Below are 25542 nucleotides of genomic sequence, written 5' to 3' on the forward strand. Positions count from 1 at the left end.
GAGGTACCGTAAAAGGGAACATATTTGCGCTTATAGTACCAATGAACTTGTGCCAATCAAGCTTCAATCTAAAAAGGCTTGATGTCGTTGGTGATAAACACTAGGTTTAACAGAAAAGAAAACAACAAAAAAAATTATGCAGATACGGTCATCTCTTAAGAAAAAAAGCATGGTAGCGCTTGGTTTATACCTTGCAATGTTTATTGCCATTGTCGGCAGTGTGACGTATTACGTCGTAGAATCCCCTGTGCGTGCCAAGTTACAACAAAACCTCGACTTGCGTACAGAGTTGTTATCTTCATTGATTACAGAGCCACTCAGCAGTTCTCAAGGCTTTGTTGATAGTTTAGTTGGTTTTGCTCAGGCACATCGTAATGGTGAGGATGTCATCCCGCTGTTTAAGTCGATGTTGGCGGCGAGCGATGACACGATCGTCAGCGCGGGCATTTGGCCAGAACCTTACGTCTTAGATTCTAAGAAGCTGCTTAACAGTTATTTTTTCAACAAAGCTGACGATGGCACTATTGACCAGCTGTTTTCTTACAACAACCCTAAAAACGCCCCTTATCACGAAGAGTATTGGTATACGTCTGTTGTCGACGAGCCTCAAGGAACCATCTCGTGGAGCGATGTGTATATCGACCCATACACTCACGTTCGAATGATCACGGCTTCTTCCCCTTATTATTACGACGGAACCTTTGCTGGGATTGCGACAGTAGATCTCTCTCTTGAAGAGTTATTGGGTTTCATTAAAAACCACGCAGAAGAGTACAACCTCGGTATTACGTTGAGAGATAAACTCAACCAAGTCTTGGTGTCTCATAACTTCAATCTCGTTGAAGGGATCTACATCAGTAGCAGCCAATTTGGCGAGTTCGGTTGGCAAGTAGACGTGGTTAACTCAAAGTCACGTGTGGCAGATGAAGTCTTTCGCCAAGTGATGAGTATCGAGGGTGGTATTGTGCCGCTATTACTACTGTGTGTAATGGCCGGTTACTACTTGTTGAATCGCTATTTGATTAGCCCGATAACAACCATTGCCGCTAAGGTCGATGGATCTAAAGCGGGTGAGATCATCGATGTTGATTACTCCAGTGATGATGAAATCGGTCACTTGATTAAAACCTTCAACGAAAAGACCATTTACCTCGAAGCGGAAAAGGTCAAAGCTCAGGCATCAACCAATGCTAAAACTGCTTTCCTCGCGACCCTGTCACATGAAATCCGTACGCCAATGAATGGTGTATTGGGTACCGCTCAAATCCTGCTCAAAACGCCTCTAAATTCTGAACAAGAGAAGCATCTTAAGAGCTTGTACGATTCGGGCGATCATATGATGACTTTGCTCAATGAAATATTGGATTACTCAAAGATCGAGCAGGGCAGGTTAGATCTCGATGAGACTCGATTCCCGCTTGATTCGATCATCGGCAGTATTAACAGCGTCTACTACACATTGTCATCCGAGAAAGGACTTCAATTTAAAGTGTATTCTGAGGTGCCTTCTGGCCGTTGGTACTTCTCGGACAAAGCACGCCTGCGTCAAATCTTGTTTAATCTACTGAACAATGCCGTGAAGTTCACTTCTAGAGGCTTTGTTGAGGTGTACCTGAAAGAAATTGTAGAAGGGAGCGACACCTACCTCAGTATTCGAGTTCGCGATACCGGAATTGGTATCTCTAAAGAAGCCCAAAAGCGTATCTTTAAGCCTTTTGAACAAGCTGAGTCGTCGACCACAAGACGCTTTGGCGGTACTGGCCTTGGCTTGGCGATTGTGAAGAAGATTGCTCAGCTCATGGATGGCAGTATTACCGTTACCAGTGAAGAGGGCATAGGTACAAGCTTCGATGTTCGATTGAAGATACAACCTTGTCAGCCTGGCGAGATCGAGAGTTTGCCACATAAGAAGTTGGATTACTCTGGCTTGAAAGTGTTGATTGTTGAAGATAACCGAACCAATACCGTCATCATCGAAACCTTCATGAGCAGTAAAGGGTTCACGTGTAAAAGTGTAGAAAATGGTGAGCTTGCCATACAAGCCGTCGTTGCTGAGCACTTTGATTTGGTGTTGATGGATAACCATATGCCAGTGATGGATGGTGTGGAATCAACAACCGCGATTCGCGCTCTAATTGGCGATGTTTCATCTGTCTTGATATTTGGTTGTACTGCTGATGTCTTCAAAGAGACTCGTGAACGTATGCTCGGCGCTGGTGTGGATTACATTATTGCAAAACCAATCGATGAGCGAGAGCTTGATGACGCCTTATTCCGTTATTCAAACAAGCTTTACCAGTTCCACGAGGAAGAGGGCGATAATGAACAAAGTGACAGTGCTAATCGCGACAACAACCATGATCAAGCTATTCATGAAAGAGAAAGTCATGGAATAGCAAAACATGGAATAGAGAAACACGAATTAAACTGGCATAACGGAAATGCTCCCAAAGCACATCCTCATGGGGAAAAAAGCCAAAGTCGTTCGTTGCCTAAACCTGATCTGCGAAACAAAGACAATACAGAAGAACTCCTGGTCACGCTCTACGTGGCGCTCGAAGACAATAATCTAGAGTTGATTCAATTTGCATTAGAGAGCCTGCGTGTTCACGTTAAGCCTATGAACAATGCTGAACTGACCTATCAAGTTGATAAGGCACTTGAACAGGTTTCTTTGGGAGAGCTCCCTTCTCAAGATGTCATCAATATCATTACTGTAAATCTACCAATGGCCTAGATGTTGTTTAATTACAGAAAGTAAATGACGAATTGTCTATTATTTGACCTTGGTGTGATTTTTTGGTGGAAGTGACTGCTTTTTAAATGGTTTTTGGTTGTTAATTTACAACTTGATTTTTAATTTGGAATGTATGACTGCTAATCTTATGATTTAATAGCGACATTATCTGGTAGGGTGTAAATACACCTTATTTATATGTTACTAAATCACTCAATAGGCAGTGATATATTTTAGGTTTAGCATCAATGAAGTCTCGTGGTCCATTTTGTATCCGTAACGCAGCGGCGGATACATTTGCTATGGTAGTTTTCTGTTTTATCTCTGGCATGATCGTAGAAGTGTTTATTTCAGGTATGACGTTTGAGCAATCTCTTGCTTCTCGAACGTTATCTATTCCAGTAAACATTGCTATCGCTTGGCCTTATGGCGTTTTTCGTGATTGGTTTTTGCGTAATGGTGCAAAGCTTTCACAAAGTTCGTTGATGAAGAATATATCTGACCTTTTAGCTTACGTGTTGTTCCAGTCGCCTGTGTATGCCGGTATTTTATTGGCTGTTGGTGCTTCAAGCGACCAGATCGTTACCGCTGTAACCAGTAACGCTGTTATCTCATGTGGTATGGGCGTGTTGTACGGTTACTTCTTAGATATGTGCCGTAAATGGTTTAGAGTTCCGGGCTACTATCAACAAGCTTAAGAAAAGCAACAAGCGTAAGTACAACGATAGAATGAAATTTGGTTTGTTTTTGATCTAATGAGTTAATTTGTAATCGAACAAGCCGAAAAAGGCACTTTTTTTGAGAATGCCCCTTGACCAAAGCAAGCAGAATCAATAAAGTAGCGCCTCGTTGAGTGACAAGCTCAACACACAATTTGTGGAAGGATGGCTGAGTGGCTTAAGGCGCTCGCCTGGAAAGCGAGTATACGTTTATAGCGTATCTGGGGTTCAAATCCCCATCCTTCCACCACTATTCAAAACCCTAGCAGAAATGCTGGGGTTTTCTCGTTTTAGAGCCTCTATATTTCACGTCATCTACATACATCCGAGTATGAGTTTCTTAAATCATTTCTTGATAGTCATTTCCTCTATTTATACTGACTCAAATTGATCCATATTAGCTGTTTTTGTCACCGATAAACGCTTGATTTTTTGGTCTGGATCTAGATGATTAAGGGTAAGCAACATTATGAATAACCTTACCATTAGGAATCTATTACCCCATGACAGAAACCCTCGTTTCTCCAATGCTCTCCTTTACCATCGCGATCTCTTTACTGTTTATCGGTAAAGGTTTGATCGAGCGATCTGAAGTATTAAGAAAGTATTCACTGCCAGAGCCTGTGATCGGTGGCTTTGTTTGTGCGGCTACCGTAGCAGCGCTTTACTATATTTTTGAAATCCAAATCACTTTTAGCCTAGATGTCAGAGATTTTTTGCTCCTCTACTTTTTTGCTGGCATCGGACTTCAAGCGGATATTAAAACGCTGATCAAGGGTGGGCGACCGCTGTTCATTCTGTTATTTCTTGCCGCTGTCTTTATCGTGTTACAAAACGTGGCCGGGATGGCCGTAGCTTCGGGCTTTGGCATGGATCCTAAAGCGGGCTTGTTGTCGGGCTCAGTGAGCTTAATCGGCGGCGTAGGTACAACGTTGGCGTGGGCGCCAATGTTCGTTGAAGAGTTTGGTATTTCGAACGCGCTAGAGCTCGGTGTGGCGTCAAACACGGTTGGCTTAATTGCGGCGTGTGTGATTGGTGGTCCAATTGCAAACTACCTACTTAATAAACACAAGATCAGCCCGTCTAATGAAGAAGACGTGACGGTTGGTGCGTACCAAGAAAGCGAAACACGCACTGAATTGAGTCACTACGGCGTGTTGTGGGCATGGCTGATTTTAAACCTCACTCTGATGCTTGGTTACAGCCTGAGTGAAGTTATTGATTCGATGGGCTTAAAACTTCCGTTATTCGTAAGCTGTTTAATCGCCGGTATCTTGATCGGAAATATTGGTCGAGCACTGTTTAAGAAGCGCCGCACGCAAGAGAAAATAGCTCAAGGCCGCAAAGGCTTAGCGATGATCTCTGACATCTGCTTAGGTATGTTCTTGACCATGGCCTTGATGGGGCTGCGTATTTGGGATCTTGACGGGCTGTTTGGTTATATTTCCGTTGTAATGAGTATCCAGATTTTGCTTTCGCTGCTGTTTACCATCTTTGTCGTTTATTACTTGATGGGAAGAAACTATGACTCGGTGGTGATATGTTCGGGCTTCGGTGGCATCACTCTGGGTTCGACTGCTACAGCGATAGTCAACATGACTGCCGTGACGCATCGTTATGGCGCAAGCCCACAAGCTTTCATCGTGGTGCCATTAGTGTGTGGTTTCTTTGTCGACTTGATTAACGCACTGGTGATTAGCTTTTTTGTCGGGATGTAAGTGTATTTGTTATTTCTAACATAAAAGTAAAAATCCCTACCAACTTTGTTGATAGGGATTTTTTGATTGTCCGTAGGTAACCTTTTATTTATTTGGGTATTCAATCCAACTAGAACCATCGAGAGTGATGTAGTACTTTCCATCTACCTCCATCACTGTCGACCCCGAGTTTTGTGCCACTAGAGGTGTTTCTGGCAGGTTTTCAGCTAGTTTAGCCGGGGTGAATTGGCGGCGACTATAGATATCGTCTTCTAAAATATTGGCAACCAATTGTGAAAGCGCTAGATAGCTTGAAGGTGCTTTAACATGCTCGGTTTCACCATTACGCTCAATATTTTCTCCAAAAATTTTAATGCCAACCGGGGTATGTACAATGGCAGGAGCGGGTATTTCTCTCATACCTTGTATTTGCATTCTATCACCACGCATACCTGCTCCGTGTTCTGGTACGAGAGCAACGACGATATTGCGTTTCGACGCTTCAAGTTGCTTGAAAAAACCGTAAAGGTCATCAAGTAGGTTCTTCAAACGTTTTTTATAACTGATCATTGAAGTACTGGATTTTGAATTGATGATTCTATTGCCATCATGCAATGATATTGAATTATACAGTGCGACTACTTTTTCGTCGCTGCTATTGAGCCTCTGCTGTAGCCAGTTATCTAGGACTTGTTTGTCTCTGAATATCGATGAGCCATCAAATGACTTTTGGTAAGGTTTAAATCCTTCTTGAGACATGAGGTCTGTTTGTAAGTCCCCATCCTTCTTTATTAGCTCGAGGAAGCTGTCGAATACACCGTTATGGTTCATTAACAGGTTCTCTTCAAACCCCAGATTTTTCAAGTTATCAAACAGGTAGCATTGGTTTGATGGCGCTGATGCGAACAGTTGGCTGTGTTCTTGCTGTCCGCAGCTCGCTCTTAAGAGTCGAATAACAGCAGGGCCACTGTACGAGGTGCCAGCACTGAAGTTATCGAACATGATGTCGAACTCTTTAAACAATGGATGATTTGCTAATCCAGCAATCTCTATATCGTCCCATGCAACAGAGCAGATACTTAAGAACAGCAAATCAAACGGTGCATCTGCATTAGTGTCCTGACTAAACGAGACAGAGCGAGACGCTTCTTTTTCGAAAAAGTCGGCTGTCATTTTGTTGAGGGACTGATCGTTTATTTCAGCAATTTGCGGTTGTTCTGGACGTTGCTCTGTAGGAGCATTCTCTTGTGGTAAATCTGAACTAACAACAACTTGAGCAGAAGAGTCGGTATTGTCCGGCAGGCTGACATAAAGCATGGCTATCACTACAAAGACTGAGATGCGCAAAAATTTACTTAGAATGAAGTAACCCGCACATAGTGTGAATAAGCCAACGAGAGTTTCGATTGAAACAAATCTACCCATAAGCTCAATAAGGTATCCGATCTCAAACTGGATCAATTGTCCCGCTTGTGCCCAAAGCCTATCCAGTGGTGGAAGGTAAGAGTCATAATGTAATAGCCAAGCTGCTATCACTATAGCTATTAGGTGGCGAAATGCGTTGATCGGTTTCACTGTCACTGGGAGCAGTATAAATAGTAATAAAGCGAAGTTTTCAACTGGGTGGAAGTCAATTGTCCCTTGAGCGAAAAGGGCTACTTTTGCGATAAAATAGATATTCCACCAACCTAAACTTAGGTTTGCATAAATGGAATCCTTAACATGAGGTTTCATTATTTAAGCTTCTTATTTTTAGTGATAATCACATCTTGTTCGAAATATCGTGAACGAGTGAGATGACGTTGATAAAAGCGTTTACCAAGCTCAATAGCATCGCGCAGGAAGTACCCTAGTAGCATCCCGATAGAGATACTGATGCTTGCCGTAAGCAGAAAATCGTTAATGTTCATATATTTCCCTTAGAGGCGATGACTGTTTTTATGGCGAATAGGGGAGGTATGTCAGCAATGGGTTGAGAAATATCTGAAAATATTTTCTGTTCTGTGGTTAGTTTCGATACTTCAGGTGAGATTGCAGTTTGATCTTCTATGATGTTCTGCAGTTCGGCTTCGATATCATGTTGAGTGTCATAGGTTTGAACCGTATGGAACAGATCGCGAATAGGAAACTCGAAGATGTTATTCAGCGCAACATTGATATCGTTATGACGGATAGCACTAAAAAGAACATACAGGGCATTATTACAGGCGGTGACAATATCTCCGTCTCGGCGAATATGGCAAAGTCGCAAGCATTCCTCTGGGGTCATTCCGGGTAATAGATTAAGCTTGATCAGTGCAAATCGAATGCTTGAGCGTGATGACATTGCAATAACATCGCTACAATAATTAGTGAACTCTTTGTTGAGTAAATAGCCTTTGTTGCCGAACTTAAGATCATATTTGAGCAGTGATTCAACATTTATAGGTAAGGATCGAGTCGACACCTGGCCTTGTATGGCCTCGACCTGAGTCATAAAGCGCATGTGAGGAACTTGAACTGGACAGATCAAATTGACTCCTGCCCGCAGTAGAAATTTTTCATCTGTATATCGCAGACACTGGTTGGTCTCACGAATAACTATTTTTAACTGATTACCCGCTTTAGCTCGCAACCTGTAACAGTCGATAGCTAGCTGCCTGACTTCACTTTGATCGCCACAACTAAAGATCACGGTTGATGCTCTTGGACTATCAATCATGCTCAATAGTGTTTGATTGTCATTGGCTAAATGCACGCTTTTGGGTGCCTTAACGCCCTCACCTAAAACTTCTTTACTGACATAAATCCGATCGCTGTCTGCTCTGTCTTCAGTAGTGCCTGCTGAGTTTAGGCTCTGATTCAAAGTGGCTTCCAATTGATGGCTGTTTGAGCTTGTTAGAATATATTCACTATCTGACTTAACCCCATGTTTGTTCGACCAAAAATCAACGAGGTAATTATAAGTTGACTCGTCTATTGGTGTCATAGTAGCTAACCCAGCTATATATCGGTTATTCGTGAGCAGTTTAGGTTTTAATATGGATGTTGCAAGGTTCCCATAAATACACAAACTGATGGCTAGGTTTTTGTTAATGGACAACTTTTCGATGTTTCGTAGAAACTCATTAATTTCATTGTCATTACAATGAGCGAGTAAGGAGTCATGAATAAATAAAATATAAGTAGAACCTGCCTTTATATTTACCCTGTGAATATCTCTGGATAGCAAAATAGGGTTAATGGTTTTCTTTGGCTGATGGTTATTAACAAAATACATTTGATCTAGTGATGTATTGGCTAAGTTATTGATCTTTGAGGTGACTTCGTCAGTGATACCAGTCAAGAATGTTTCTTTGTCTGTGAAGATTGTAAGTGATGTGTTGCCTTGATTTTTTAGTAAGTTGAATAAGGAATCAATTGCTAGTCGCTTATGAGTAAACAAATTGACGTATACAGATTCATACTCTCTTTCACTGGTGGTCACCGGTAATCCATGAATCGAGTGCATAAAGTTCCTTAAGTTCAGTGGTTTATTTATCAGCTGGTAAATAGAATATAACGAAGGGAGTTATACTTTAAAGCTACGCAACTAATTTATGACAATAAAATGACGTAGATATTTTAATCAAGTTTGATCGAAAATTAAAATAGAGATATTATAATTTTTCAAAAAGTCATGTATCACACCGTATACTATAGTCATTGTGAATGAATCTTTCCGTGCTATTGATTTTAAATATAGATATTTAATAAGCAGTTACAACTTGGCTTTAAATTATTCATTACTCAATACCTAAGAAGACACCATTTATTAAATGGAACGAGTGCGAATCAAGGTTCCACGGTTCATTTTTTAAATTCTACTAAGATTCTGCGCATAGGTTCGTGCGTTAAATTGTTATCAGCGTAATGGATACAGACTTAAGGAATTGACAGGAACGTCTTTACCTCTGTGTTTTTGTGCTTTTATTTTGGAAATATCGAGTGGCTGAACCAGCAAAAGACATTAATTCGATCTACGCTTCATATAACTTAACTGAACATCAGTATATCGAAATGACAGAGAATGAGTCTTATACACAAGTGAAAAGTAAGTGGTTAATATTTCAATCAAAGCGAGTCAACGATACCGAACATTTTGTTGGTAAAAAGCAGACAGGTTTAGAAGCGAAAGCGATATGAAACGTCTCGTTTTTGTTAGCTTGCGCGGTGGTTGTGGTTCTACGACTATTACTGCGAATCTGTCTCAGGCTTTAGTGAAGATCAATAAGCAGGTACTGGCGATAGATGCTTCACCTGAGAATTTAATGAGGCTCCATCTAGGCCTCATTAATGACGAGCACGATGGATGGGCAGCAAAAGTGTTGCACAATCTTTCCTTATTTGAAGCTGGCTATCAGAGCCCACAAGGCGCGGTGTTCCTTCCCTTCGGTCAGTTATCCTCCAAACAACAGAATCAATTCGAACAGAATAGAGCTCAGTTCCTGAACTCATTAGTTGAAACCACGTTAAATGCGAGCGAAGAGCAGGGTGAACAGTGGCAATTGTTCCATTCGCAGCTTTCTGATCTAAACAACCTATTGGCCGACGGCGCTATTGATGCAATAGATGCGGTATTTCTTACAATTACGGCCGATGCACTTAGCTATAGTGCACTTCAATCGTGGATTCAAAATCATCCACTCTTTCATGACTTAGTCGCTGTGGGAAAACTCCGAATTCTCATTAGTCACTATCAACCAGAAACTGAAGTAGGGCGTGATTTTATGTTGGTTTTGAAAAAAGAGTACGGTCGAATATTAGTGCCAGTACTGATCCATCGTGATACTGCCTTACTGGACTGTGTTGCTAACCTTACTACTGTTCAGCATTTTTCCCCGATTAGTCAGGCTGCTAAAGATTTTCAGTCTCTCGCTTTCTGGTGCGTTTCAACGTTTTCATCTAAGCAATCCCAGGGCTAACTTATGCGTAGCCTGAATTTGATTTTCCAGCGTTGGATAACCGATCAATTTAAATCCCAGAAGGTTGCCTATGAGCAATTCTGGAATTGCAGTGGTACAAGAGCTGGTGAGTTTATTTTGTCGGTTTGGTTTTCTTTGAGTTTTGTCTTTTTGAAACCAGTTATTGCGGGTATACCTACATGGAAGCTGCCTTTACATTTGTACCCTCATATCAACTTCGCTGCTCCGAGATTAGTTGATCCTGTTAGGTTTATGATTCAAACGCTGTGGCTTGTTTTTTTTAAGCAGACCCCTTGTGTTCTTGTGTCTAAGAAAGTGACTAAAGCTTTAAGTCAAGTCTCGGCTTGGCTTAAAAAAGTCTTTTATATACCGCTTGATCAAATATCTAAATTGGTTGTTTGGCTAGAGAAAACAGCGGATCAAACCAATGGTTCAGAAATACGCGAGCGAATGAAAGAAAGTAAATTAGCGATGTTTTTAAACTACACGCTGCTTTTCTTTGTTGTTTTTATCGCGTTGCTCTGTTTTACCGTCCCTTTCGGTTATCAGGCTCAAACTGTATTTATATTGTTACTCTGGGCTCTGGCCATGATGGTTCGTCGTATGCCAGGGCGTTTTCCAACCATGTTGCTCATTATTCTTTCTGTTACGGCCTCGTGTCGTTACTTGTGGTGGCGTTATTCGTCCACTCTAAATTGGGACGACCCGATAGCTTTGATTCTTGGTAGCATTTTGTTGTTGGCTGAAACCTATTCTTGGATCGTGCTATTACTGGGCTACTTTCAGAATATTTGGCCTTTAAGTCGAAAGCCTGTTTCTATGCCCAAAGACCATTCAAGTTGGCCTACTATCGATTTGATGATTCCAACTTATAACGAAGATTTGGACGTTGTTAAAGCAACCGTTTATGCGTCGCTTGGCGTTGACTGGCCAAAAGATAAATTAAACATTCATATCCTTGATGATGGTAAGCGCGACAGCTTTCGAGACTTTGCTAAGAGTGTCGGAGTTAACTATATCCGTCGTCCTACTAATGAACATGCCAAAGCTGGCAACATCAATTACGCATTAGAGCGTACTAGTGGTGAGTATGTCGCAATCTTCGATTGTGACCATATTCCTACGCGTGCTTTCTTTCAATTGACGATGGGAATGTTCCTTAAAGATCCTAAGCTTGCGTTGATACAAACACCTCACCATTTCTTTTCTCCTGACCCATTTGAGCGCAACTTATCGAACTTTCGAAATGTGCCTAATGAAGGGAACTTGTTTTATGGTTTGATTCAAGATGGCAACGACCTATGGGACGCGACTTTTTTCTGTGGTTCTTGTGCTGTTTTAAGGCGTGAACCGTTAGAAGAGGTTGGGGGTATTGCGGTTGAGACGGTGACAGAAGATGCGCACACCTCTCTTAGAATGCACCGTCTTGGCTATCGTTCAGCGTATTTAAAGCAACCCATTTCGGCGGGCTTGGCTACTGAAACCTTATCTGCACACGTTGGTCAACGTATCCGTTGGGCTCGAGGTATGGCTCAGATATTCCGTGTAGATAACCCCCTAAAAGGAAAAGGGCTCAAGCTGTCACAACGACTCTGCTATCTAAATGCGATGATGCATTTCTTGTCCGGTATCCCAAGGATAGTGTTTCTAATTGCACCTCTAGCCTTTTTAATTTTGCACTCATATGTAATTTACGCTCCGGCGTTAGCCATTATTCTCTATGTATTACCACACATGGTGCATGCCAGCATGACTAATTCGAGAATGCAGGGTGACCATCGTTACTCTTTTTGGGGGGAAGTCTACGAGACAGTTCTAGCTTGGTATATCGCAAGACCAACTACTGTTGCATTGTTTGCTCCTCATAAAGGTACTTTTAACGTAACGGCTAAAGGCGGCTTAGTTGAAAAATCTCACTACGACTGGGTGATCTCTAGGCCTTATCTCGTCCTCGTTGCACTGAATATTCTAGGGGCTGGCGTGGGTTTCTACCGTTTAGGGTGGGGGCCGAATGATGAGGTCGGTACAGTCATTGTGAATCTTGTTTGGACTTTATATAACCTCTTGATCTTGGGCGCCGCGGTTGCCGTAGCGGTTGAGGCAAAACAAGTCCGTAAAGACCATCGAGTAGAAGTCTCGATGCCGGTTGCTGTAAAGCTTAATACAGGGCATCTAATTCAAGCGGAAATGAAAGACTTCTCTCTAGGTGGGATTAGAGTAGAGATTGATGGTGTTGAGGATAGAACCTGTGAGCATTTGCTTGGCCAGTGTTTAGAAGTCGTACTCAAACGTGGTGGACAAGAGTTCGTTTTCCCAATGACCGTTGCCTATGCTTCTAAAGGTATATTTGGTCTTCAGTTGGAGCAACTGTCTCACCAGCAACAAATTCAATATGTCCAATGTACATTCGCCCGAGCTGATACATGGGCGAAATGGCAGCAAGGGTATCAGTCAGATAAACCGCTATCGAGTATGCGAGCAGTACTTCAGGTAGGATTTAACGGCTATAAACGTTTATTGAAGCACAGCCCTAGATTCATAAGGGATAGTGTGGATATTTTTTCAAAGTGTTTCGAATTTATTTGGTCACTAAGACCACGCTATGTCCCAATCAGGACCCAAAGTCATGCTAAATAATAAAACAATAACAGCGTTAGCTGCACTCTCCATCGCGTGTTTGTCGGGCAATGTTGCCGCACAAAATATCAATCAATATCAGTCAGAAATATCTGCTAAGGCGTTACACGGAGATAATGAAAGCGCCGCAGTAGTTAAACGCGTCATTCCATTTAGTCAACTTGGCTATACAGGCTCGATTGCGATTCAAGGAAGTGAGGCAAGTGCTTACGTCGGGTTCGGTTCGCGACTTGATGAAGTCGTTTCAAAGGCGACTTTGTACTTTGATATCACTCCATCCCCAGCACTTCTTTCATTGGTTTCACACGTAAAAGTGTATTTGAACAATGAACTGATGGGAGTGACTTCTATTGTTGAGGGGCAGCAAGGGCAAAAGTTGAGTTTGTCTATGCCATTAGATACACGTTATTTCAGCAATTATAATCAAATACGCTTTGAGCTGATTGGCAATACAAAAACAGATTGTGCAAATCCAAATGATTCGAGCATTTGGGCTGAGATAAGTCAAAGTAGTCGAATTGAAATGTTCGTTCAGAAAACCTTGATCAAGAGTGATTTGAGCTTGTTACCAGCACCGTTTTTTGATGTCCGTGATTTCAGTCAATTAGATTTACCTGTGGTTATTGGCGATCAATACGACCTTGATGATATCAAAGCTGCTGGTGTACTCAGTTCGTATTTTGGTGCATTAGCGAGTTGGCGTGGAGCACAATTTCCGTTGAGCTTGGATACTTTGCCAGACCGTAATGCAGTGGTGTTTATCACTAATGATAACAAACCCGATTTCTTACGAGACTTTCCCGACACCGATGGTCCTTACTTACAAGTTATTACTCATCCGACTAATCCTTACGTGAAACTTCTTTTAGTCGTTGGGCGTGACAGTGATGACCTGAATACGGCAGTGCAAGGTTTGGCGTTAGGCAACCAAATCTTGACTGGACCAATCGCGAAGATTAATGAAGTTAAACAGATAAAGCCACGAGTGCCTTATGATTCGCCTAATTGGGTGAGTACCGATCGTCCTGTGGCTCTATCTGAGCTCGTGGAACAAAAAAGTGCACTCCAAGTTGAAGGGCGTACACCTCCGCCGATCAGTGTTAGCCTGCGTTTGCCACCGGACCTCTTCACTTGGCAGAGTCGTGGTATACCGATGGACTTAAACTATCGCTATTCTCCACCAACCGACGATCACTCGGGATCTCGTTTGACGTTGAGTATTAATGATCAGTTTATTCAAGCATTCAACTTAACGACAGAAGGGCAAGGTGGTGATTCTAACCGTGTTCGAGTCCCGCTCCTTGATGATAGTTTTTTGAGTTCGGACGACCGAGTAAGAATCCCAGCATTTAAAGTAGGTAGTAAGAACCAAATCGACTTTGAATTTGGCTTTGCTTCGGTGACGGATGGACAATGCCAAGTTACTCAACCTAGTAAGCAGTATGCGGTCGTTGATGGTGATTCAACTATCGATTTTAGTGGCTTCCCTCACTACATCGAGATGCCTAATATGCGTGCATTTGCGACATCTGGCTTCCCATATACACGGATGGCTGATTTGTCGGAAACTGCGGTAATTCTACCGAAGCATGCGCCGATAGAAGCACTGCAAACTTTTCTTAATGTTATGGGTTCATTAGGCAGCGACTCTGGTTATCCGGGTGTTCAGGTAATGGTGACCGATCAATGGGATCGTGAATCTTTGGCAGACAAAGACATATTAAGTATTGGCGTTGCTAGCGAGCTTCAAGAGGCTGGCTATGACCCAGAGCAACTTAATCTTGTAATTGAAGCCGGACAGCGTCAAATTCGATTGCCAAGTAAAAATGAGCAACAGCTTGGGATGAACTGGATGAACCCTTCGAATGCTAAACAAGACGCCACAGATTATGTTTCAGTTGAGGCTAATGGGTCATTTGCAGCGATTTATGGAATGGAGTCACCATTTACAAGCAATCGTAGTTTGGTATCGATCATGGCATCGCACCCATCTGATTTTGCGTCAATAGATAGTGCTTTAAGTGATTCCGGTAAAGTGCAACATATGTTTGGCTCCCTGATTACGCTCAGGAACGATGAAGTCGCAAGTTACAATGTAGGTGCTCACTACTATGTTGGTGAGTTGCCTGTTTGGCAGTTAATTTGGTATCACTTTTCTAGTCACCCGATTCTTATTGCCTGTTTTGCCGCGTTGATGATGGTTATTGTAACTATAGTGCTGTGGAGAGTATTGCGTCAGGTCGCAGCCAAGCGTCTAGAGAAAACGGAGGAGGATGAACAATGAAAAAGCTAATCTTATTGATATCGCTATTGCTATCTCCTCAGCTTATGGCTGCTACGTGTGAGTGGCCTCAATGGAACAGTTTTAAATCGATATATATTGATAGTGGACGAGTAATTGATGGTAGTGATGAGCGCTTAATTACCACGTCTGAAGGTCAGTCTTATGCTTTGTTTTTTGCGTTGGTTGCTAATGATCAAGAAGCATTTGAGCAAGTATTGAATTGGACTCAAACAAATTTAGCGGGTGGCGACTTAACTGCAAGGTTACCCGCTTGGCTGTGGGGAAAGAGAGTCGATGGTCAATTTGGCATACTCGATGCAAACCCTGCATCAGATTCTGACTTGTGGATTGCTTATGCGTTGGGTGAGGCGGGGCGCTTGTGGGATAACTATTACTATCAATCTTTAGGGCATTTATTAGCAGCTCGTATATTGAGAGAAGAGTCGGTTCAACTTGCTGATGTTGGCACTATTTTACTTCCAGCGCCTAAGGGATTTGATCTCGGTGATGATGGCTATCGTTTGAACCCTAGCTATGTTCCTTTACAGCTGATTGACCGTATGCAGGAACTCTACCCACAATACTCGTGGGATTCAATGTACCAATCAAGTGCTCTAATGCTTGATCAAACATTGGCGAAAGGTTTTAGCCCTGACTGGGTAACTTTAAACGAAAAACAATTTACCGAAGATAAAGTCACGGGCTCTGTTGGGAGTTATAACGCAATTCGCACTTATTTGTGGGCGGGTATGCTCAATGAACAGAATCAACATAAAGCACAACTTGTTAATAGAATGCAGCCATTTGCTTCAGCGATTAAACGGTTGGGAGCACCACCACGTGAGGTTGATACAGTAACCGGCAAGTATTCTCAAAAAGGAAGCGCAGGGTTTTCAGCCGCCGCATTACCATTACTTGCTTCGATGGACAATTCAGAACTACTTGTAGCACAGGCTACTCGGGCTAAAAATGAAGTAGTGACTGGTAAAAACAACCATTACTATGACAACGTCTTGAGCTTGTTTGGTCTTGGTTGGCACAATGAGCGTTTTAGATTTGGCGAACATGGAGAGTTGCAACCAGCATGGAGTAAGCAATGTCAGTAAGAGTAGGTTCTTATTGGCTAGTACCCCTTGCTATTGTGGTGAGTGGTCTTTTTTCTGTCGGTACGGCTAAGGCGATAGGCGTGAATTCAGCGCCTCTATCCAAGGCTCAGCTCGATCTTGTTTATCAACCTGTGCAACTTGTTCAGTTTTCTTCTTCACTTGCTAGAGTTGATTCTGTGGAATGGCTAGTCAACCAACTAAAGCTTGCTGATGCTATCGGTCGCGACGATATTGTAGAAAGTACTCTACAGAGGTTGTTTGCTATTGAAAGAGCCAACCTATCAGGGCTTTATTATCAAGCAACGATGTTCTTGAAGCGTAAGCAGCCGGAACTGGCTGAGCAAAGTTATCAGCGCTTAAAAGATATCGCCCCAGATTCCTCACAAGCACGCTCTTTGTCTTCAATAATGGCCATTCAAGGTGAAAAAAGAGGCGATTATCAGCGAGCTAAGTTATTGGCTAAATCTGGCCGCTACACAGAAGCTATTAAAGCTTACCAAATCATTTTCCCTAACGGTATGCCTTCAGCTGCTCTTAAACTTGAATACCTGCAACTGCAAGCCAACTTAGATGGTAACTGGCGTCAAGTGAAGATTGGACTTGAACGTCTGAATGCTGACTACCCAGGAGTTCCTCAATTTCAGCTTGCATTGGCCAATCATATACGCAAAGACAATCCGAGCGATCCTTGGATTTTGGATACTTATCGACAACTAGCGTTGGCACCTGTTGTGGGAACGAGCGCGGCTACTTCTTGGTTAAGAGCCTTAGAGCAACTGCCCATATCAAAATCAGTGACCGAGCAATACGCAATTCTTGCGAGTTACTATCCTTCAGATTTAGAGATTCAAAAAGCAAATCAAACGGCGAAGGAACGATGGAAACTAGAACAGGAATTACGTAAAGATCCTACTTACCTTGCAAAGCTGAAGGGGTTAGAACTCCTCGAATTAGGCAAAACAAATCAAGCTGAAGCTCAGTTGCGCTATGCGCTCACTACTCGTCCTAAAGATCCAGAGATTTTAGGGGGGATGGGTAAGGTTTACCTGCGCAAGGGACAACAAGAAAAAGCACTAGAGTATTTTAAGCAAGCTCAACAATTGGACAAAAATCCAGATACCTCATCCAAATGGGCTACGCTGGTTGAAACATCTCAGTATTGGGCATATTTAGATCAAGGTGATCTCCAGTTAGCAAAAGGCGAACGAGGCAAAGCTGAAAGTCTCTACCGTAAGGCGTTAGTACTTGATAAAACACAGCCATATGCATTTGTTGCACTCGGTGCTCTCTATCTCGAGCAGAAAAAATATTCGTCGGCAGATAAAGCATATTCCCAGGCTTTAGCACTAGATAAATTGAATGGTTCAGCATTGCGGGGGAGACTTGATGTTAAGATCAATCAAGGGGATTGGGATGGATCTCGAGAAGTCGCAAATAGCTACTCATCAACTCAGCAGCAAGTTGTTGAAGATAAGATTAGTAGTATCGATTCTGAGATCATTCTTATTCGCTTAAGAAACGCAATTGCTAACAATGATGATAAAGCTATGGTTGAGTCAGTCGAAGCTCTTATCCAATTAAACCCTAGTTCTCCTTGGCTTAGATTGGACATCGCTGGCGTTGTTCGTTCTATGGGAAATAAGCCTCGTGCGGATCAGTTGATGGAAGATTGGGCAAAAGATGCCTCTGATCCTGAAATGAAGTTTGCTTATGCACTTTATCTTGCACAGAGTTTGAGAGTTAATCGAGCTATAGCTGAACTGGAAAGTATCCCAAAGCAACAAGTAACCAGCTCAATGCAGAGAACCCTTACCCGGTTAAAACTAGACTCTAAGCTCCAAGGTATTGAAACGCGCTATCAAGAATCCCCTTTAGCAGTCTCGGATCTGTTGAAGGGATTAGAAGTACAGTATCAAGGTCAGGTTCAGCCTTTGTCTCGCATTGCCGGGGCTTGGATTGACGTTGGTGAATCACCAGAAGCTGAGAGAATCTACCGTAGCATCGAACCTTCTTCATTTATTTCTACCGATGAGCAACTGGCTTATGGTGGGCTGATGGTAAGTTTAATTAAATTTGAAGATTTTGATGATTGGTTTGACGAACTAACCCCTAGTTTTGAAGCTCAAGATTTTAGTGCGTCAGAGTTTTTGCAGTTTGATGAACTAAGAACACGCTGTATTTTGGCTGAGGCCGACTTAATGCTAGAAAATGAAAGCTTAGATCGGTCTTTAGAGCTTTACAGTAGGGTATTGTCAGAATCTGAACCTTACAAAACCCAAGCTCAAATTGGAATGTTACGTGTCAGCGCATTAAATGGAGATACAGAGGTCTATAACCAATATCATCCCATCTTAAAGCAAAAGGCTGACTTCTTAACGGCATCACAATTGATGACCACGGCGAGTATATTTAATCAGCAAGGACACGTAGATGATGCGAATCAGCTCAACGCATTACTCGATAGCAAAGCAGATGCGGGTGTGCTCGAATACCGAGACGGTATGGCAATTGCGATGGAAAATGAACAGTGGCTATTAGCTGAAGATAGAGCCTATCAAGCACTGAACAGTGACCGAATAGAGAAAGCAGAACAACAAAGCCCTGCAGAAACGACGACTCCTACGTTGCGAGAGTTGTACAATAATAGTGATGATTATTGGTTAACACGTAATGTGAAATCGGATCTAGATACATTACATGACCGTAGTGATGGCCACATACTTATTGGTTGGGATTACAGTGCTCGTGATGGTCAAAATCAATCGAATCAAGTCCCGATTGAAGCTAGATTGCCAATTGAAGAGTGGGACGGTCATTTGTTACTTAGAGCAGACTATGTATCAATAGATTCCGGAGAGCTCGAATATTATGAAAAATCATCGAATTCATCAGGCGAACAGTTCCAAGATAGCTCATCGGGTTTAGCTTTGGGGGTTGGTTGGCAAGCTAAAAACTGGAGTGCTGATATCGGTACTACACCAGTAGGTTTTGACCACACGACTTGGGTTGGGGGTGTCAGTGTTGATGGTGACTTAGGACAGTTTGGCTGGACTGCAGTTGCCTCTCGTCGTCCAGAAACGAGCAGTACACTCTCTTACGCGGGAATGTCAGTTCCTTCCGGTACTTCCGATATAGAAGGAACTAAGTGGGGTGGAGTTGTAAGAACGGGAGTCAAGTTTAATACCAGTTGGGATATTGGGGGGCCTTATGGTTTTTGGAGCAGCCTTCAATATCACACGCTAACGGGTGAAAATGTCGAGGATAACAATCGACTTGGCGTTCTTGGTGGTGCTTATTACAAGTTGATCTCTACTGATCACGAGCGTTTGAGTATCGGAACAAACCTGATTTATCTTGGGTATGATAAAAACCTTGGTGAGTACTCGCTTGGCCATGGTGGCTATTACAGCCCGCAAAGTTATCTGTCGATTTCGTTACCCGTCAATTACTACGGTCGATACGACAACACTTGGTCATATTTATTAAGTGGCTCTATTTCCAATTCATGGACGCAAGAAGACGCGCCTTATCTGAGCCCAAATGGTACGTCTGAATCGGGTGGGGGTTTTGGTTCATCTTTTCAAGCGGCTGTTGAAAAACGCGTGAGTAAGCGTTGGTATTTAGGTGCATTACTGGATTTACAGCGCTCGGAGTTTTACACACCAAACCATTTTATGCTCTATGCCAAATATACATTCAATGATCGTTGGCAGCCTATTGAATTCCCACCGGCGACACCGATTCTGTATAGTGATTTTTATTAGAATCAATGGCTAGGAATCAAGGTGACTTTAATGAGTCGCCTTGATTTCGAATAGAATACTTTACGAATAAAGGCCTCATATTAAGTTCCTTCTATCAGCCTTATTGTTAGCTCTGAAGGCAGCTGATTGTTATTGGTATATATGCAGTCAAACTGCTCCAGTGACGCCACCTTTAGCGCAGCAAAGCGTCCCCATTTACTGGCATCTGCAACAAGCCAACTTTCACGGCTGTTCTTAATAATTGACTTGGATAGGTCAGCTTCAACTTGCTCATGTTCCATGGCGAAATGGCTGTCTGTTACTGAGCCACAACCACAAATACCAATGTCGGCTTCAAAATCGGAAAAGAAGTGGACTACGCTACTTCCTACCATGTCTTGGTGTTCTCTTCGAAATAAGCCGCCCGCTAAGTACACTTCAATCTGCTCGTTTGCTTCGAGGATTCGAGCGACTTGTAGGTTATTGGTGATCACTCGTAATGCTGGCTTTGCCAATAAATACTGTGCGATACGAGTGACAGTTGTGCCAATGCCCATCATTACCGTTGAACCTTCAGGAATTGCGTCTGCAACCGCCATGGCGATACTGTCTTTCATTTCTGATTCAACGCCAGCGCGGAATCGATAACTTGTGTTGGTCAGCGTTGTCGGTAAGCTCACGCCTCCGTGAACTCTTCGCGCTAAACCTTGCTCGCATAAGTCGTTTACGTCACGACGAATGGTTTGAGTAGTGACCGAAAATAGCTCTGCTAGATGATCGATCTGCACATCTTGATTTGCTTTAAGCGTCGCGAGTATTTGTTTTTGGCGGTGGTTCAATTCCATAGAAGCTCACTAAAATTTATTGGGTACGTCGGTGATGATGTTATCGACACCAAGGTTGAAATATTTAGCCGCCAATTGAGGATCGTTTAGTGTCCATATTTTAAGAACTACGCCTGAGTCTTTGATCGCTTTCGCTGTTTTCTCATCAAGGATTCGGTGGTCAATATGAATGCTGTAAAGGTCGAGTGATTGAAGTGACTCTAGGCTGAAATCATTCCAAACCTCGCAGATAAACCCTCGTCTAACTTCGGGCATTAACTCTTGGCATAGACTTAATGCCTCTTTTTTGAAGCTTGAGATTAACAGTTTTTCACTAGGGAAGTCCTTTTGCTTTATCAGAGCAACAACTTGGTCGACTAAAGGTTTTATTGCCTTATCGTCATATATCTTGATCTCGAGATTCAGAGTAAGACCGAGTTCTAGGCACTTGTCTAGCGCTTCACTCAACATCGGAATCGAGGTTCCTATAAACTCACTACCAAACCAACTGCCAGCGTCTAACGCCTTGAGCGCAGTGAGATCTAAGTCTGCAATATTCCCAGTCCCATTAGTACAACGGTTCACCGCTTTATCATGAAAAACCATAGGGATACCGTCGGCACTGAGTTGGGCATCAATTTCAATCCATGTAGCACCAGCTTTCGCTGCTTGTTCAATACTCACTAACGTATTTTCTGGTGCTAAAGAAGCGGCACCGCGGTGGCCTGTGATCATAATTCAATCTCGATGTTCATTTGAAAATTCAGGAAACAGTAGCTCTACTTTATTACAGATTTATTATCTATCCGCTATATCTACTTATTTTAAATGAGAGCTAGCTTAAAGGTGTTGTACAGAGTTTATACAATAGTGAGACCTTATACTCACAATGTTCAAACCGGTAAGATTAATGTTCATATGAATGTAATAATTCACTTACATACTCTACGAAAACTTAATAACACCCTCTATATTTAGAAAACGATAGCCACGAAAAGGTGATAAAAAATGAAAAAGCTATTAGGTACAGTAATTATGGCGGCAACGCTGCTTGTTGGTTGTGGTGAAGCTGACAAGGCTGGTTCTGAAGCTAAAGATGAGCCGATCAATATCAACATGAGCCTTGTGTTCACTCAAAACGAGCTGTTAACCCAAGAACTCATTAAAGCGACCGATAAAATACGCGAAAGAACCGAAGGTTCAGTAAATATTAAAGTTTTCCCAGGTGGTCAATTACCGGTTTATAAAGACAACTTGGAGCAAGTGGTTAACGGCGCAAACTGGATCGCTGTAGAAGATTTGACTTACCTAGGTGATTACGTACCTGATTTTGCAGCACTGGCTGGCCCAATGTTGTACAACACGTATGATGAATATTTAGCGATGATGGATACAGAATTTGTCGCGGGCTTGAAAGCTAAAGCTGAAGAGAAAGGCATTAAAGTATTGAATGCAGACTACATGTTTGGCTTCCGTCACATGATCACCAATAAAGAGATTGTGAACTCTGAAGACATGAAAGGGATGCGTATTCGTGTTCCACAAAGTCAGTTGTTCATTAGCACACTTTCAGCAATGGGCGCGGCTCCAGCTTCTCTGCCATTCCCAGAAACCTATGCAGGTGTTCAACAAGGTGTTGTTGACGGCCTTGAAGGTTCGATTTTAACGATGTACTCAACCAAAATCTATGAAGTAGCGAAGAATATGTCTTTGACTAAACACTTCCTAGGCACGGTTGGTATCTACATTTCACCGACTCTTTGGGACAAGTTTACGCCAGAGCAACAGCAAATCATCAATGAAGAGCTAGAAGCGGGCGCTGAATCTAATACTGCAGAGCTGGTTAAGCTTGATGTTGAATACACGCAGAAACTTGAAGAGCTAGGCGTTACGTTTAATGAAGTTAACTCTGACGAGTTTAATGAGTTGACGGCTGATGTGTACAACCAGTTCCCAACATGGAGCGAAGGTATACACGCAACGATCATGAAAGAGTTGGAAACGATTCGAGCTGCACAGTAATTGTGCGAATGTAGATTAATTTGTTAATGAAGACGGCCTGATTTCCTTCAGGCCGTTTTATTCCTGAAGTAACCGACGTGATGTTGGGTATTTCATTGGAGAAGTCTTTTGTTTTTATTGAAAAATATTGAAGAAATCCTCGCCTCTATTGCTATTTCGATTACCGTTTTAGTGGTCATAATAAACGTTGTTTTGCGTTATGGGTTTGGATTTGTTGTCCCTTGGAGCGAAGAACTCTCGGTTATTTGCTTCATATGGGCTGTCTATTTAGGCATTAGTTCCTGCTATAAACACAAGCTTCACATGGGGGTTGATGTGGTGGTCGCCATGCTGCCAGAAAAAGCAAAAATCCCGTTTAGGTTATGTGTTTCCTTCTTCCTACTGGCTCTGAACATCTTGATGGCTGTTCTGAGTTATCAATACCTGATGTTATCCAACAAGGTAACGCCAGTGATGGGCATGTCATATTTTGCTATCAATGGTGTGTTGTTACTTTGTTTTTCATTGATGGCAATCCATACGGTTCGATTCATCGTCAGCGATATCGCTTCTCTAAAGCGCTCTTTTAAGTAGGTACGATTAATGGAAAGCTATCTTCCAATCCTCATTCTTTTTGTTCTGTTTCTATTGAATATACCCATTGCGTTTTCATTGATCGCATCGGCAATGGTGTACTTTCTTTTTATTAATGACTCGATTCCCGTCAGCTTGGTAATGCAGCGCTTTATTAGCTCAACAGAGTCATTTCCATTGTTGGCCATTCCGTTCTTTATCATGGTTGGTTCGGTGATGAATTATGCAGGGATCAGTAAAAGCTTGTTGGCGTTTGCGGACTCAATGATTGGTCATAAAACGGGTGGTCTGGCGCAGGTTAATGTGGCGTTGAGTACGTTAATGGGCGGTATTTCAGGCTCTGCGAATGCGGATGCTGCAATGCAATCGAAGATTCTTGCACCTGAAATGACCAAGCGTGGCTATGATCTGCCATTCACAGCGGCTGTAACAGCGGCATCATCAAGTATCAGCCCTGTTATTCCACCGGGTATTAACTTAATAATTTTTGCGTTGTTAGCGAATGTCTCCGTTCATCAGATGTTTATTGCGGGATATGTGCCTGCATTTTTGATGGCTTTGTCGCTGATGGTGACTATTGCGTTCATCGCTCGCAAGCGTCGTTACAAGCCTTCTCGTTCTGAGCCTGCGTCTGCCAAAGAGCGCTTTCATTACTTCCTTAAAGCGATTCCCGCACTGCTGATTCCTTTCGGTATTATTCTGGGTATGCGTTTTGGTTTGTTTACACCGACAGAAGCGGGCGCAATCGCAGTATTGCTTTGTGCGATTATTGGCATTTTTGTTTATCGTCAACTTGGCCTAAGACATATCCCATTAATCATGCGTGAAACGGTGCAGGGTACGAGTAGTGTGATGTTCATTATTATCGGAGCGATGGTCTTCGGTTACTACATGACGCTTGAGCAAATCCCGCACAATGTTGCTTCTGCTTTGATTGAGCTTACCGACAACAAGTTAGTCTTACTGTTGTTGATTAATGTGTTGTTGCTAGTGGTCGGCATGTTCATTGAAGGTGGCGCCGCGATGATCATCTTAACGCCATTGCTGCTTCCGGCCGTGCTTAACTTAGGCGTAAACCCAGTTCACTTCGGCATTATCGTGATCGTTAATATTATGATTGGTGGTGTGACGCCACCGTTCGGTTCGATGATGTTTACCGTATGTTCCATCTTGAAGGTTCGTATGGTCGACTTTGTAAAAGAAGTAGTGCCTTTGCTACTCGCTTTATTGTCGGTGTTGATGTTGCTGACTTTCTCTGAAAGTTTAGTGATGTTTTTACCGAATTTACTTTAACACTAATAAGTTAGTTTATATTTGAGGGTGTAGAAATGAATTCGGTAACGAATGATTTAGACCAAAATTGGAAAAGCATTGATTGGGTACTGACGGATGTCGACGATACTTTAACTTGGCAAGGACAGTTGCCACCAGAAACATTGGTGGCCTTGAAAGCGCTAAGAGATGCGGGAAAAAAGGTTGTGGCTGTAACGGGTGCCTGCGCTGGTTGGTGTGATCATATCGCGCAGCTGTGGCCTGTTGATGCAGTTCTTGGCGAGAATGGTGCGTTTATTATGGAAAAGAAAAATGGTTATCTGACATTGCGTTCTGATATCCCTTTGCCAAAAATTAGTGCAAATCAGAGTAAGCTCAAAGAACAAGTATTAGCTATTTTGAGCGATTACCCAGAGCTCAGTTTAACGCTGGATCAGTCTTATCGCTTGTGTGAGGTTGCGATCGATATCGGTCAAAATCGTCCTAAAGTCGACGATGCCATTATTGAAGAAATCGTTTCTAAGATTCATGCGTTAGGCGCGCATGCGACAGCAAGCTCTATTCACATTAATGCTTGGTATGGTGAGCACTCTAAGAAAGCGACATCGACTGCTTTTCTCAAGGAGAAGGGGCTATCTGACCAAGAGATTGTCGAGCGTAGTTGCTATGTCGGCGACTCGATGAACGACCAATATATGTTTGAAATTTTGCCCTTCAGTGTTGGTGTAGCGAACATTGAACACTATTGGACCAAGTTATCGCATCATCCGGTTGTTGTTATGAAGAAACCCGGCGGATATGGTTTTGCTGAGTTCACTGATAAATTATTGGCGTTGAAATAGTCGTTATTCATTTTTAGTCAGCAAACAGTAATCATCAATCATCAATCAGCAGTGCAAAGGCGATAACGAAAGTTGTCGCCTTTGTCTTATTTGGAACAGGAAAAACATACTGAATAGCTGAGCAACCATAGTCTTGAAGTGAC

General features: G+C 42.6%; 17 protein-coding genes, 1 tRNA gene and 2 pseudogenes. 15 read left to right on the top strand and 5 right to left on the bottom strand.

Annotated features, from left to right (window positions below; genetic code table 11):
* Positions 1 to 169 precede the first annotated feature (169 nt).
* The 5 genes and pseudogenes from BCT49_RS07940 to gltS all read left to right on the top strand — a co-directional run.
* Positions 170 to 2318 (top strand): annotated as a pseudogene (locus BCT49_RS07940) (ATP-binding protein); the annotation flags it as partial.
* Positions 2319 to 2455: 137 nt separating this feature from the next.
* A pseudogene (locus BCT49_RS26380) lies at positions 2456 to 2737 on the top strand (histidine kinase); the annotation flags it as partial.
* 248 nt (positions 2738 to 2985) lie between these two features.
* Positions 2986 to 3435 carry an L-alanine exporter AlaE gene (locus tag BCT49_RS07945; protein ID WP_017105736.1) on the top strand — a complete coding sequence of 150 codons (450 nt, stop codon included), beginning with the start codon at positions 2986 to 2988 and terminating at the stop codon, positions 3433 to 3435.
* A gap of 180 nt (positions 3436 to 3615) precedes the next feature.
* A tRNA-Ser gene (locus tag BCT49_RS07950) sits at positions 3616 to 3706 on the top strand.
* Between the two features lie 253 nt (positions 3707 to 3959).
* Entirely contained in the window at positions 3960 to 5174 is a 1215-nt protein-coding gene (gene gltS, locus BCT49_RS07955; RefSeq protein ID WP_102434782.1) for a sodium/glutamate symporter, read from the top strand.
* 84 nt (positions 5175 to 5258) lie between these two features.
* On the opposite strand, the gene bcsG is transcribed toward gltS, so the two are convergent.
* Genes bcsG through bcsE form a run of 3 tightly spaced genes read right to left on the bottom strand, consistent with a single transcriptional unit; the run spans position 5259 to position 8643 of the window.
* Positions 5259 to 6887 (bottom strand): cellulose biosynthesis protein BcsG, encoded by a 1629-nt coding sequence (bcsG, locus tag BCT49_RS07960; RefSeq protein WP_102434783.1) that lies wholly within the window; start codon positions 6885 to 6887, stop codon positions 5259 to 5261.
* Positions 6887 to 7063 (bottom strand): hypothetical protein, encoded by a 177-nt coding sequence (locus BCT49_RS25800; RefSeq protein ID WP_198595833.1) that lies wholly within the window; start codon positions 7061 to 7063, stop codon positions 6887 to 6889. Before BCT49_RS25800 ends, bcsG begins: the two co-directional genes overlap by 1 nt.
* On the bottom strand, positions 7060 to 8643 hold the full coding sequence (gene bcsE / locus BCT49_RS07965; protein ID WP_102434784.1) for a cellulose biosynthesis protein BcsE: 1584 nt from the start codon (positions 8641 to 8643) through the stop codon (positions 7060 to 7062). The genes BCT49_RS25800 and bcsE overlap by 4 nt, the downstream gene beginning before the upstream one ends.
* A 476-nt stretch (positions 8644 to 9119) precedes the next feature.
* Here bcsE and BCT49_RS07970 point away from each other — a divergent pair, with 476 nt between their 5' ends.
* The 6 genes from BCT49_RS07970 to BCT49_RS07995 are packed head-to-tail and all read left to right on the top strand — an operon-like array spanning position 9120 to position 19887.
* Positions 9120 to 9317: a hypothetical protein gene (locus BCT49_RS07970; RefSeq protein WP_065585144.1), complete on the top strand. Its 198-nt coding sequence runs from the start codon at positions 9120 to 9122 to the stop codon at positions 9315 to 9317.
* On the top strand, positions 9314 to 10096 hold the full coding sequence (gene bcsQ, locus BCT49_RS07975; protein ID WP_102434785.1) for a cellulose biosynthesis protein BcsQ: 783 nt from the start codon (positions 9314 to 9316) through the stop codon (positions 10094 to 10096). Before BCT49_RS07970 ends, bcsQ begins: the two co-directional genes overlap by 4 nt.
* A gap of 3 nt (positions 10097 to 10099) precedes the next feature.
* A complete protein-coding gene (gene bcsA / locus BCT49_RS07980; RefSeq protein ID WP_102434786.1) occupies positions 10100 to 12733 on the top strand; it encodes a UDP-forming cellulose synthase catalytic subunit in 2634 nt (877 codons plus the stop codon).
* Complete coding sequence (gene bcsB / locus BCT49_RS07985) at positions 12723 to 15017, top strand: cellulose biosynthesis cyclic di-GMP-binding regulatory protein BcsB (RefSeq protein ID WP_102434787.1); 2295 nt, start codon at positions 12723 to 12725, stop codon at positions 15015 to 15017. Before bcsA ends, bcsB begins: the two co-directional genes overlap by 11 nt.
* Positions 15014 to 16123 carry a cellulose synthase complex periplasmic endoglucanase BcsZ gene (gene bcsZ / locus BCT49_RS07990; protein WP_102434788.1) on the top strand — a complete coding sequence of 370 codons (1110 nt, stop codon included), beginning with the start codon at positions 15014 to 15016 and terminating at the stop codon, positions 16121 to 16123. Before bcsB ends, bcsZ begins: the two co-directional genes overlap by 4 nt.
* Positions 16114 to 19887 carry a cellulose synthase subunit BcsC-related outer membrane protein gene (locus BCT49_RS07995; RefSeq protein WP_102434789.1) on the top strand — a complete coding sequence of 1258 codons (3774 nt, stop codon included), beginning with the start codon at positions 16114 to 16116 and terminating at the stop codon, positions 19885 to 19887. The genes bcsZ and BCT49_RS07995 overlap by 10 nt, the downstream gene beginning before the upstream one ends.
* A gap of 80 nt (positions 19888 to 19967) precedes the next feature.
* Here the strand turns inward: BCT49_RS07995 and BCT49_RS08000 are convergent, their stop codons facing one another.
* Positions 19968 to 20711 (bottom strand): DeoR/GlpR family DNA-binding transcription regulator, encoded by a 744-nt coding sequence (locus tag BCT49_RS08000; RefSeq protein ID WP_102434790.1) that lies wholly within the window; start codon positions 20709 to 20711, stop codon positions 19968 to 19970.
* Positions 20712 to 20720: 9 nt separating this feature from the next.
* The gene (locus BCT49_RS08005; protein ID WP_102434791.1) at positions 20721 to 21425 is read right to left on the bottom strand and encodes a glycerophosphodiester phosphodiesterase family protein; all 705 of its coding nucleotides are present in this window, start codon (positions 21423 to 21425) and stop codon (positions 20721 to 20723) included.
* 273 nt (positions 21426 to 21698) lie between these two features.
* On the opposite strand from BCT49_RS08005, the gene BCT49_RS08010 reads away from it, so the two are divergent.
* From BCT49_RS08010 to BCT49_RS08025, 4 genes are all read left to right on the top strand, one after another.
* Entirely contained in the window at positions 21699 to 22712 is a 1014-nt protein-coding gene (locus BCT49_RS08010) for a C4-dicarboxylate TRAP transporter substrate-binding protein (RefSeq protein WP_065103288.1), read from the top strand.
* Positions 22713 to 22820: 108 nt separating this feature from the next.
* Entirely contained in the window at positions 22821 to 23285 is a 465-nt protein-coding gene (locus BCT49_RS08015; protein WP_102434792.1) for a TRAP transporter small permease, read from the top strand.
* A gap of 9 nt (positions 23286 to 23294) precedes the next feature.
* Positions 23295 to 24578: a TRAP transporter large permease gene (locus BCT49_RS08020; protein ID WP_102434793.1), complete on the top strand. Its 1284-nt coding sequence runs from the start codon at positions 23295 to 23297 to the stop codon at positions 24576 to 24578.
* Between the two features lie 35 nt (positions 24579 to 24613).
* The gene (locus BCT49_RS08025) at positions 24614 to 25399 is read left to right on the top strand and encodes an HAD-IIB family hydrolase (protein WP_102434794.1); all 786 of its coding nucleotides are present in this window, start codon (positions 24614 to 24616) and stop codon (positions 25397 to 25399) included.
* The last annotated feature ends 143 nt before the right edge of the window (positions 25400 to 25542 follow it).

The organism is Vibrio lentus, from assembly GCF_002875945.1.
Lineage (GTDB): Bacteria > Pseudomonadota > Gammaproteobacteria > Enterobacterales > Vibrionaceae > Vibrio > Vibrio apostichopi.